This window comes from Shewanella septentrionalis (assembly GCF_025370265.1).
Taxonomy (GTDB): Bacteria; Pseudomonadota; Gammaproteobacteria; order Enterobacterales; family Shewanellaceae; genus Shewanella; species Shewanella hafniensis.
In genome coordinates this window covers 93,576-103,960 of record NZ_JAMTCC010000018.1, presented here as the reverse complement: position 1 = coordinate 103,960, position 10,385 = coordinate 93,576, and the positions used below count along the sequence as shown (strand labels likewise).

Below are 10,385 nucleotides of genomic sequence, written 5' to 3'. Positions count from 1 at the left end.
CCGTTGATGGACACAATGGCTAGGCCGCCATCAGGGGCGCTGTCGTTGGCCAGCAGGTTAATGCTGACGGAGCCATCTTCGTTGACGGTGTACTCGTCATTGACCGCGTCGACTGGGTCATTAACTGGCGTGACTTCAATGGTTAACGTCGCAGTCGAGCCAGTGTTGGTGGTGTAGGTGATGACTGGTACTTGGCCATTCCAGTTTGCATTCGGCGTGAAGGTGTAAGAACCATCGGCATTGATGACTAAGCTGCCGCCTTCTAAGGCGACCGTGGTGCCTGCGGTAACGGTATCGCCATTCACAGTGAAGCTGATAACGGACAAGGTGCTGTCGATATCGGAATCATTATCAAGCACATTGCCAGTTGCTACAGTGTCTTCTGCAACTGTGGCGCTGTCATTTGCAAGGATGGAAGGATCATCGACAGGGCTGATATTAATGGTTAGCGTTGCAGTTGAGCCCGTGTTGGTTGTGTAGGTAATGACAGGTACTTGGCCATTCCAGTTTTCATTCGGTGTGAAGGTGTAAGAGCCGTCGCTATTTAAAACTAAAACACCACCTTCGAGAGTCACTTCTGTGCCTGCTGCGTAGGTGGTACCGCTGATTTCGAAGCTCACAACACTTAGAGTAGAATCCACATCAGTGTCGTTATCGAGCACATTGCCAGTCGCTACAGTATCTTCATTGGAAGTGTTGCTGTCATTAGCAAGTGCTGAAGGTGAGTCTGCTGCAATGGTGAATTGTGGAATATTAACCGTCGTTCCAGTCAGTGCTTGGCCGCTTGTTGAGTAGCCTGAAGCTGCAATGGTTTCTGTGCCGCTACGGGCTAGAGTGACATAGCCCGAGTTACCATCACTGCCTGGTATGTTGCCTGCTGCGGTTTCTGGTAGGTTCTGAGTTGGGTCTTCACCGGATGCAATAAGATCTTGTAATGCTTGAATTTCATCTAGGGCTGCTTCGTTAGCCGTGCCAGAGGCTGCTGCAGTAGTTTCGCTGGACGCGACTTCATTTGATAGCTTAGTGCCATCATCGAAGGTAATTTCATAGGTTGCGTTTTCGCCAATATGGAGCACAGCACCTTTAGGGAGTTGTTCGCCATCCTTAGCGGGTTGATTTGAACCATCAACTTCGACATTGATTTGCCCTTTTACTAACTTAAGCAAACCTTTCTTTGATGTAATTACCGATCCCATAGTAAGCTCCCAACAGCCAAAGTGTGTTAATCCATAGACGCACAAGTCCAACAAATATGTCGCACTGTGATACAAGTGGTGGAATTTTAGCTAACGAAACGACTTAAGTCAATTTTTTGACGCGCTTGTGTCGCCTGTTCTTATGCGGTTTTACGGATCTTAATACGCAAAAGTGACAATTTTTAGACCTGTAACTAGATGTAGTAGCTATATCTATAAAAAGGGCCGTATTTAGTACTTTTTAACTTTAAGATTAAGCATCGTTATAAGAAATTAATCTGGATTGGGAGAGTGGTTTTTACGGAAAAGAAGCGACACGATCTAGTTTTTAACATTTTTGGCAAGTTAAGTGGGTTTTAATATGCCAGTATTGGCAAGTGCCGTGATCTTTCGTTACTCAAATCACGGCGACTAGGTTGCAGGCATTGTAGAACTACAGATTAACCGCCTGACGATAACTTTGATTTGCGTTACCTTGTTCACCTAACTGTTCTTGAATCCGCGCAAGCGCCAACCAAGAGGCTTTTGTGGGTTCGAGTCGGCAAACATTTTGCCAGCAGGTTCTGGCTTCTTTCATATCCCGTGTTTGCTGATAAAGTTTAGCTAAGCACATCTGGTAGTCGGCATTATTCTCATGGGTGATTTCATGCTTGAGTAACTGCTTACGGATTTCTGTATCTTGGGCTGTCGTTATTTCTGGAATGACTTCTAAAAGTGCAGATTCAGGAGCAGTACGTAATTTTTTCGAGAGTAGCTTCAGCGCTTGGTCTTTACGATGAAAGCGGCATAAACCCATGGCATAAATCGCCAGAAACTCAGACTGATTGCGTTCACTGCGGGATAACCACTGCCAGCATTGCTCTAAGGCTTCTTCACCTTTGATGGCTGCGGCTTTAAGTAACGCGCAGTTAGTGGCGATATTGAGCTCATTCAGCTGAGCATCATCGAGGATCTGACGCTTCTTCAAAATAGGTATTAATAGCTTGAGCGCATCCCAATCCTCTTGGGTTCGGTATAACTCAAGGGCGAGTTTGAGTACTGGGGCTTTACTCTTGCTCGTCGGTGCTAATTTATCCAGTTCGGCGCGGGCTAGGGCTAATTCCCCTTGCTTTAAAAGGTATCGAGTGCGAGTGGTTGCGACGGCATTCGCGGCAAGAGGTTGCGCTGCAGCGCGGTCAAGATATTGATCTCGCTCGGCTATTTTTTTTTGATACTGAGCGGCACGGGCCGCAGCAAGTAAATTAAGTGCAGGGAGCTCGCCGTTGTCAGCGCCCTTTATCATGGCGCGTTCCGCTGCTGGCCAATCTTCTTCAGCCAGAGCCAGTGCACCCATTAAGGTATGTTTTTTAGCCGAGCGACGGCGCCAGTGATGGGGAATAAAACGACTGCGCAGCATCAGATTGATGGCGCTAATCACTAGCCATTCGAGTACTTGGAATACGGCATAAAATACAATTAACGCAATGATCCCAAAGACTAAGCTGGTCTCAATCTGGTAGTCACCCGCAGCGATATAGACATAACCTGTATTACCAACCAACCAAGGGCTGATACAGAGCCCTATTAGCACAATTCCTAAGTAAATTAATACTTTGATCATAGTGGCGCATCCTCTGATGAGGTCAGCTCGCCATAGCTGGTTAGCTGTAATAACAGAGGTTTAGCAGCAAAGGATTTCAGGGTAATAGGATCAAGTTCTAAGGTTGCTAATCTATCGATTTCGGCGATGGCCTCAGCTGTCTTGTGATCTTGCGTATCAAAATAGGTTTGGAGCCATTTGCGCGCCATCATCAATGATTGGTGATAAGCCGCTCTGTCATAGCGATATAACGCAAGTTGCGATTGCAGCAGTTTATGGCGAATGTTCTCCACCAGATACCATTGCTGTTCCGGTGCGAGTAAAGCGGGCGCATCGGCGGTTTTGTGGCGTATGGTAATAAAGTCCTGGGTTAACGCTTTCCACGTTTTGCCCAGATTGCTCTGCCAATCATTCAAATCGCCAGTAATCGTTGTATCTTCTGGGGCATCGGTTTCTGCGTCGGCGCGATTGAGCGGCAGCTTATCGAGTTGTTCAATTAAGGCATCGAGCGCCAATACACTGCCATCAATATCTGTGGTTTTAATGCTGGCCGTGGCGGCGATGTCCTTTGCCAGCGCCTTACGAATCGGCAGTAACGCCGGATTATTCATCGCGGCGATGGTTTCATCCGCCGACTTTAATAGATCGGTGGCGGTGCGGGGATCTTTCTCTAACCAAAGTTTACGGCCTGCCATATTCACTAGATATTCGGCTTCAGAGGCCATCCAATGCGTTGGGCTGCGCTGGGCCAGTTTATTGACCCTGTCCTGCAGTTGATTTTGGTCTTCTGCCAATTTTGTTAATTCTTGGTAAGTCTTAGCATCATTCAGTTGTTGCTGTTCAAGCTGGCCAATACGTTGATTTGGCTGCAACAGCGCTTGCTGTAATTGGTCCTGCAGGGCGATATTTTTCGCATCCTGCGCCAGCAGTTGCTGCTGCATCTGTTGGTACAGCATAAAACCGCCGCCAAGGGTGCAAGCGGTTAAACCCAGCGCTAATAAAACCCCAAAGCGAATCGCCCACGAGCTTCTATTGGATGCTGGCGTTTGGCTCGGCGCGGTTGAAGGGGTGGCTTTGGCTGTTTGGGATTCGGTGGATGACGCTGATGTTGCGGGCGTATCATCGGTTGTTTCCGGTGACACAATAATAGCGGTAGCCTCTGATTCTGGGCTCTTTGCGTCGTGCTTGTTGTTATCCATTTAACAGTCCTTGAAAACATGCTACTGCCGAAATTCGAGTAAAATCGGGCTAAATAGCGCTTAGAGTTTAAGGGCGTTTAGCACGGCTTTGCTGTTGGCGGCATTGGCATTGGTGACTTGGGTTATACCAAAGGCGTGAGCTTGAGCTTCTACTCGGTTACTGGGGACTATGATATGACATGAGCGCAGCCATGCAAATAACTCTTTTGGCACTAAATTAATCAGGTTATCCAGTACTTCACCGCTGGTCACCACAATAGTGTCTATCCCAAAGGCTTGCCATTGTAGTGTTAACTGTCGTCCATCAAGTGGCGGGCAAGCTCGTTGATACACTTCCCAATAGCGTACTGTTGCGCCGCGCTCAGTCAATTGTTCGGCTAAGGCTTCGCGCCCACCGACACCACGTATAATAGTAATCTGCTTATGTTTAATCTCTTGCAGCTGCGCGAGCGTGAGTAGCCCTTCGGTTTGCTGGCAATCATCTGGGGCTTCGAGGGCCGAAATACCGAGCTGATCTAATGCTTCCCAAGTCGCATGTCCTACGGCGAAGTATTGAGCTGGAGGCCAAGCTTTGGTGTGTGGATCCGCAGTAGTTAAGGCGTTATCCGCAAAAGTCACAGCATTGGCGCTGATGCAGATAATCATATCGGCGTGTGCCAAAGGATGCGGGGTATTCGTTGCGATAGTGGGCGTTGCTTCGACACACAGCAGAGGTGTGACCCAGTGGGCAATACTTCGTTCATTCAAGGCATCGACCATGGACTGATTGCGCCCCTCGGGGCGCGTCAGTAAGACTTTCATTGACTTAGGCTTTAGCGTAAACGGCGTCGAGAATGCTTTTGGCACCTTTGCTGAGTAACTCTTCAGCAAGGGCAACCCCTAATTGCGTGGCTTCGGTTTTTGGACCTGTGATCACGCCTTCGATGATTTCACTGCCATCGGGGTTACCGACTAGGCCGCGTAGCGTCATCTCGTCACCATCGATTTCAGCAAATGCGCCAATCGGCACTTGGCATCCACCTTCAAGGCGAGTGTTCATCGCGCGCTCGGCCAGAACACGGTAGCGAGTTTCTAAATGCTCTAATGGCGCCAGTAATGCTTTAACACGTTCGTCGTTGGTGCGACATTCAATCCCCACAGCGCCTTGCCCGTTGGCGGGTAAGGATTCTTCGGCAGAAATAAAGCTGGCAATACGCTCAGACAATTTCAGACGGATTAAGCCAGCAGCGGCAAGAATAATGGCGTCGTATTCGCCGTTATCAAGCTTAGCTAAACGAGTTCCAACGTTACCGCGTAAATCTTTGATGATGAGGTCGGGACGTGATGCACGTATCTGACATTGACGACGTAGGCTCGAGGTGCCCACAGTTGCGCCTAATGGTAATTCGCTGATCGATTTATATAAATTCGATACAAAGGCATCGCGGGGATCTTCGCGCTCGCAAATGACTTCAAGGCCCAAGCCTTCAGGGAAGTCGACGGGCACGTCTTTCATTGAGTGCACTGCGATATCGGCAAGATCGTCTAACATAGCGACTTCAAGCTCTTTGACGAACAAACCTTTACCGCCCACTTTGGCTAGCGGCGTATCTAAGATAACGTCGCCTTTGGTACTCATTGGCAGCAATTCCACCACAATACCTGGGTGGATGCGTTCTAATTCGGCTTTAACAAATTCAGCTTGCCACATGGCCAGCGGACTCTTGCGGGTTGCGATACGTATGCGGTTCTCAGACATGCCTAGTTTCCATCAAAGATCTTAGTTGCGCCAATGCTAACATTGGCAAATCGTTTATGTAAGGAAGCCGTATCGATTCTTTGAAGTCAGCGATGTTCTAGATACCGTGAAAGTGTGACGGGCTTCACGTTTAGTTGCTCGAGTTTGTAAAAGTGTTAACATGAGCACATTTCCCATAAGTGCTTAAGTGTTGTGTTTTTGAATGGATCGGCAAATACAGTTTCCTGATATAGCTGAACGACTTAATAAGGTCCGCATTGCGCGCGCCTTGGCTTTGCTATCGCCGCTGCAAAAATACTTATTCCATTTGATCCCCTTTTTAATTCACCAGAACAGCGTTCAGTATCCTGGCTATCATGCCGCCAATACACCTTGTGGTATTAACGAGTATCAACAAGGTGAGATAGAGTCCCAAGCCTGTGATGTTTTCTCGCTGCCTTTTATTATCCAAGAAGCGGACATCAATGCCTTTGATGGCGTATATGCCATGGGCAGTACTGGCAGTTTTGGCCAAAATACCAAGAGTGATGTCGATGTTTGGTTAGTGCATAGAGCCGATTTAAGCCCTGAAGAGTTAGCGCTGATCAGGATTAAAACCGATAGATTGACGGCTTGGTTTGCCGAGTTTCAGTTTGAGGTGAACTTTTATTTAGTTCATCCGCAACAGTTTTGTGGTGATCAAACGCAGCGTGGTTGCCAGTCTGCCATGGCCCATGAGCACAGTGGTAGTACTCAGCACTGGTTATTACTGGAAGAATTTTATCGCAGTCAAATTCGTCTGGCGGGTAAAACGATTGCATGGTGGCCAGACGCTAAACTTAATCCCGCACTCTTGTTTTTAGGCGATGTACATGAATTACCTGCGAGTGAGTACTTTGGCGCTTCGCTATGGCAGCTCTATAAAGGCTTAGAAAAGCCCCATAAGGCGCTGATTAAAGTATTGCTGCTTGAGGCTTATGCCAGCGATTATCCACATTCAACTGTGCTTTGTGATCGCCTCTGGCAGAAAACTTTAGCTGGCGATTTTTCGACATCGAATGATGCTTATTACTCTATCTACGAGATTATCGAAACCTATTTGCTTAAGCAGAATGATACCCGTCGACTTGAGATTGCACGGCGCAGCTTTTATCTCAAATGTGGCGTGCACTTGAGCCGAACCCAAGAGGGCAAAGATTGGCGTTATCCTAAACTGCAAAAATTGGTGCAGGATTGGCAATGGCCCGATAGTTTGATCAGCACCCTAGACGATTGCGAACATTGGCACAGTGGTCAGCTCAATTGGTTTAACGAGCAGTTGAATGAGCTTTTGTTGGCGAGCTACCAAACTTTGCTGCGCTTTGCATCGACCCATGAACTTAATGAAGGCTTGCGGATTGAAGAGCTGGGCATGCTGACTCGTAAATTACACACTTATTTTAGCCAAGATGAAGACCAAATCGCTAAGCTGAATTTACTGTGGAGTGTCTCGGTCGCCGAGTCCGAAGTGACTATGGTATCAAGCTCTCGCGAGCGGAAATATTATCTTTATCGCCAAGGGCCGCAGCCACTAAATCTGTTGGGTGAGTCGGCGATATGTAAGGGTAAAACGCCATCCGCCTTAATGATCTGGGCATGTTTAAACGGAATTTCTACCCCTGATACGCAATGGCATGAATATGGTCAGAGTAAGGCAAAGTCGAAACGGCTTACCGAAGCTTCTAAGCGGTTACTGAATTTTATCGACCACGACTGGCGGGTATCTAAACGTGACTTATGCCAGCCATGGCATTTTCGTAAGCTGATTTTCGTGCTTAATCTGGATTGCGATCCCACGATTGAATGGCAAGGACAGGAAATGATGGTCGATGTGATGAATGCGAACGTGTTCTCACTCGGGCGTAAAAAAGCCAATATGCTTGGTGCGTTAGATGCGATTTGCTTGAATAGTTGGGGTGAATGGCAGTGTCATCGCTTCGAAGGCGATACCGCGGTATTGCAAGCCTTAGCTTTTGTGACGCCGGGACTCAGGCGGGCCAGCTTACCCGTGGACATGGATGTGATCAGCTGTTCACAGAAGTTACGCCCACAGCTTAAATTAGCAGTGAAAAATCTATTAAAACAAACCATGCGTTTGTGCCAAAAAGTGCAGCAATCCAGCACCTTAGTACAGCCGCTGCAGATAAGGCATACCCGCTATGGGATCTTTTTTAATCCCTTAGGCATGGCCTATCAGGATTTGAGTGATGCTAAGTCTTTTTATCAGCAGTTATCCCGCAGTCATCTTGTGTTGCTGCCACGGCCTGAATTGGGTGACGATCCCTTTTCGAGCATGCCTAAAGTGGTGCAGAACTATGCGGCGAAAGGGGCGATTCAATATTTCCTACGTCAACGAGTCGATAACTTGGATGTATTTATTCTCGATGAGGAAAATCAGCTGAGTCACTATGTACAGGCGGGGTCAAACATGGCCGAGTTAGTGAATAAAGTCAGTCATCACTATGTGTTCGATGAGCATTATGCTTCACGGGCGCGATTCAATATTCCGCAGTTTTTCCATCTAGTACGAGTGGCGGGGGAGTTAACTGTGGCGCCGTTCGGCATCGATATGAGTGACCAAGACACTGAGTTTTAAGCTGTTTTTTTAACATAAATAATGGGAGCTAAGGCTCCCATTATTGTTTTGCACTATTATGGCTTGCGCTACGACTGGCTTAGATTAAAAGCTAAGCTTAATTCCGCCTTGGCGCTCGATAGACTCTTGCACGAATGGCATAAACTCGCCGCCATTACGTCCGTCCATCCATTTACCTTCAACAAAACCAAAATGATATCCACCAAAACGTGTGGCTACCCAAATCTCATGCAAAGGTTCTTGCTTGTTGATCACTATCTTAGAGCCATCAACAAATTCTAATTGCAATACGTTGCCACTGGCATCGATATCAACATCGGCATCTTGCTCATCAATCGCAGTTTCAATCGCATTTTCTATGGCTTGGAACATGTCATCGGCGAGCTGGTGAAATTCTGTATCTGTAATGGCCATGTATTTCTGTCCTTTGCTTTCGTCAAGATGGGTGCGATTATAAGGCCATTAGTCACCAGATGCACAGATGTTGAGAAAAATGAGACTGTTTTTATTGTTATTGCTTGGTAGCCTATTCATTACGGCATGCGGCCAGAAGGGCCCCCTCTATCGATCGCCCGCCACAGAGGTGAATCAACCTAAAAAAGTTGATGAAGCTAAAACTGTGCCCGAAGTGGAAGAGATTAAAACCGAAATTAGAGCCATCGAAGCACAAAAAACACAACAATAACAATAGCTATAACTAAAACGACCATCACTATCGCAGCGATAAAGCGCAGTAAGGAATCAGACATTGGATCACTTTCTCTACCAACAAAATGCCCTGCACGCCGAAGGCTGCCAGGTTGCCGATTTAGCTCAAACCTATGGCACACCGCTGTATATCTATTCCCGCGCCACGCTAGAGCGCCATTGGCATGCCTTTAATAATGCCGTGGCAGCTCATCCACATTTGATTTGTTACGCGGTTAAAGCCAATGCGAACTTGGCTGTACTGAATGTGCTGGCACGTTTAGGCAGTGGTTTTGATATTGTGTCGGGCGGTGAGTTAGCAAGAGTGATGGAAGCGGGCGGCGATCCCGCCAAAGTGGTGTTCTCTGGCGTGGGTAAAACTGCGGCTGAAATGGAACAGGCACTTAATCTGGGCATTTATTGCTTTAACGTTGAATCGAGCGCTGAGCTTGAGCTGTTAAATCTGGTCGCAGGTCGTTTAGGTAAGGTCGCGCCTGTGTCCCTGCGGATTAATCCCGATGTTGATGCGGGAACCCATCCCTACATTTCGACTGGTCTTAAAGAAAACAAATTCGGTATTGCTATGGATGAGGCTGAAATTGTTTTCGCCCGTGCCCATGCGTTGCCACATTTAAAAGTGAAAGGTGTCGATTGCCATATCGGCTCACAACTGACTGAAATCAAACCATTCCTCGATGCGATGGATCGTATGCTCGCCTTGATCGACCGTTTGGCCGAGCTGGGTATCGTTATTGAGCATTTCGATGTGGGTGGTGGTTTAGGGGTGACCTATGATGCCGAAACGCCGCCACATCCTGATGTGTATGCCGCCGCCATATTGGCGCGTTTGGGCGACCGTCAACTGAAGCTGATCTTCGAGCCGGGCCGTGCGATTGCCGCCAATGCGGGGATTTTTGTCACTCAAGTGCTTTATCTTAAAGAAAACAGCGACAAGCGTTTTGCGATTGTCGATGGCGCGATGAATGACTTAATTCGACCAGCACTTTACAGCGCATGGCAAAATATTATCCCAGTCGTGCCAAGGGACTCAGAGGCCTATGAGTTTGATATTGTTGGCCCAGTGTGCGAAACCGGTGACTTTTTAGGTAAAAATCGCCAGCTCGCGTTAGCCGCGGGTGATTTACTGGCGGTGCGTTCGAGTGGTGCCTATGGTTTTGCTATGGCCTCTAACTACAACACGCGTCCTCGTGCGGCTGAAGTGATGGTGGATGGTGAGCAGGCTTTCTTAGTGCGTGAGCGAGAAAAGTTGTCTCAGCTCTGGCAAGGTGAGCAACTCCTGCCGTAAACTAGAAAAATTATATTGATTCAGGCGCTTGGTTTCATACTTTATGAGCGGCGCCTCGGCTTAAAG

The 10,385-nt window shown here is 47.7% G+C and carries 9 protein-coding genes; 3 read left to right on the top strand and 6 right to left on the bottom strand.

Features of this window, described 5'->3' with window-relative positions; genetic code table 11:
• The 5 genes from NE536_RS12215 to hemC form a co-directional block, all read right to left on the bottom strand.
• Positions 1–1,196 (bottom strand): retention module-containing protein (locus tag NE536_RS12215; protein ID WP_261272844.1); only part of this gene is annotated, 1,196 nt, incomplete at its 3' end.
• Between the two features lie 433 nt (positions 1,197–1,629).
• Positions 1,630–2,796, bottom strand: a complete 1,167-nt coding sequence (locus NE536_RS12210; protein ID WP_261272843.1) for a heme biosynthesis HemY N-terminal domain-containing protein — start codon at positions 2,794–2,796, stop codon at positions 1,630–1,632.
• Positions 2,793–3,974, bottom strand: a complete 1,182-nt coding sequence (locus NE536_RS12205; RefSeq protein WP_261272842.1) for a uroporphyrinogen-III C-methyltransferase — start codon at positions 3,972–3,974, stop codon at positions 2,793–2,795. The genes NE536_RS12210 and NE536_RS12205 overlap by 4 nt, the downstream gene beginning before the upstream one ends.
• A 60-nt stretch (positions 3,975–4,034) precedes the next feature.
• Positions 4,035–4,775, bottom strand: coding sequence for a uroporphyrinogen-III synthase (locus NE536_RS12200; protein ID WP_261272841.1), 741 nt, complete (start codon positions 4,773–4,775; stop codon positions 4,035–4,037).
• 4 nt (positions 4,776–4,779) lie between these two features.
• Positions 4,780–5,712 (bottom strand): hydroxymethylbilane synthase, encoded by a 933-nt coding sequence (gene hemC / locus NE536_RS12195; RefSeq protein WP_261272840.1) that lies wholly within the window; start codon positions 5,710–5,712, stop codon positions 4,780–4,782.
• A 202-nt stretch (positions 5,713–5,914) separates the two neighbouring features.
• On the opposite strand from hemC, the gene NE536_RS12190 reads away from it, so the two are divergent.
• Complete coding sequence (locus NE536_RS12190; protein WP_261272839.1) at positions 5,915–8,326, top strand: class I adenylate cyclase; 2,412 nt, start codon at positions 5,915–5,917, stop codon at positions 8,324–8,326.
• An 84-nt stretch (positions 8,327–8,410) separates the two neighbouring features.
• On the opposite strand, the gene cyaY is transcribed toward NE536_RS12190, so the two are convergent.
• The gene (gene cyaY, locus NE536_RS12185; RefSeq protein ID WP_006083426.1) at positions 8,411–8,740 is read right to left on the bottom strand and encodes an iron donor protein CyaY; all 330 of its coding nucleotides are present in this window, start codon (positions 8,738–8,740) and stop codon (positions 8,411–8,413) included.
• Between the two features lie 79 nt (positions 8,741–8,819).
• Here cyaY and lptM point away from each other — a divergent pair, with 79 nt between their 5' ends.
• Entirely contained in the window at positions 8,820–9,011 is a 192-nt protein-coding gene (gene lptM / locus NE536_RS12180) for an LPS translocon maturation chaperone LptM (RefSeq protein WP_006083425.1), read from the top strand.
• Between the two features lie 63 nt (positions 9,012–9,074).
• A complete protein-coding gene (gene lysA, locus NE536_RS12175) occupies positions 9,075–10,319 on the top strand; it encodes a diaminopimelate decarboxylase (protein ID WP_261272838.1) in 1,245 nt (414 codons plus the stop codon).
• Positions 10,320–10,385 lie beyond the last annotated feature (66 nt).

Bases quoted from the DNA above. Each gene is read 5' to 3' on its own strand.
- NE536_RS12210 (WP_261272843.1), bottom strand. From the start codon at position 2,796: ATGATCAAAGTATTAATTTACTTAGGAATTGTGCTAATAGGGCTCTGT.
- NE536_RS12205 (WP_261272842.1), bottom strand. From the start codon at position 3,974: ATGGATAACAACAAGCACGACGCAAAGAGCCCAGAATCAGAGGCTACC.
- NE536_RS12200 (WP_261272841.1), bottom strand. From the start codon at position 4,775: ATGAAAGTCTTACTGACGCGCCCCGAGGGGCGCAATCAGTCCATGGTC.
- hemC (WP_261272840.1), bottom strand. From the start codon at position 5,712: ATGTCTGAGAACCGCATACGTATCGCAACCCGCAAGAGTCCGCTGGCC.
- NE536_RS12190 (WP_261272839.1), top strand. From the start codon at position 5,915: ATGGATCGGCAAATACAGTTTCCTGATATAGCTGAACGACTTAATAAG.
- cyaY (WP_006083426.1), bottom strand. From the start codon at position 8,740: ATGGCCATTACAGATACAGAATTTCACCAGCTCGCCGATGACATGTTC.
- lptM (WP_006083425.1), top strand. From the start codon at position 8,820: ATGAGACTGTTTTTATTGTTATTGCTTGGTAGCCTATTCATTACGGCA.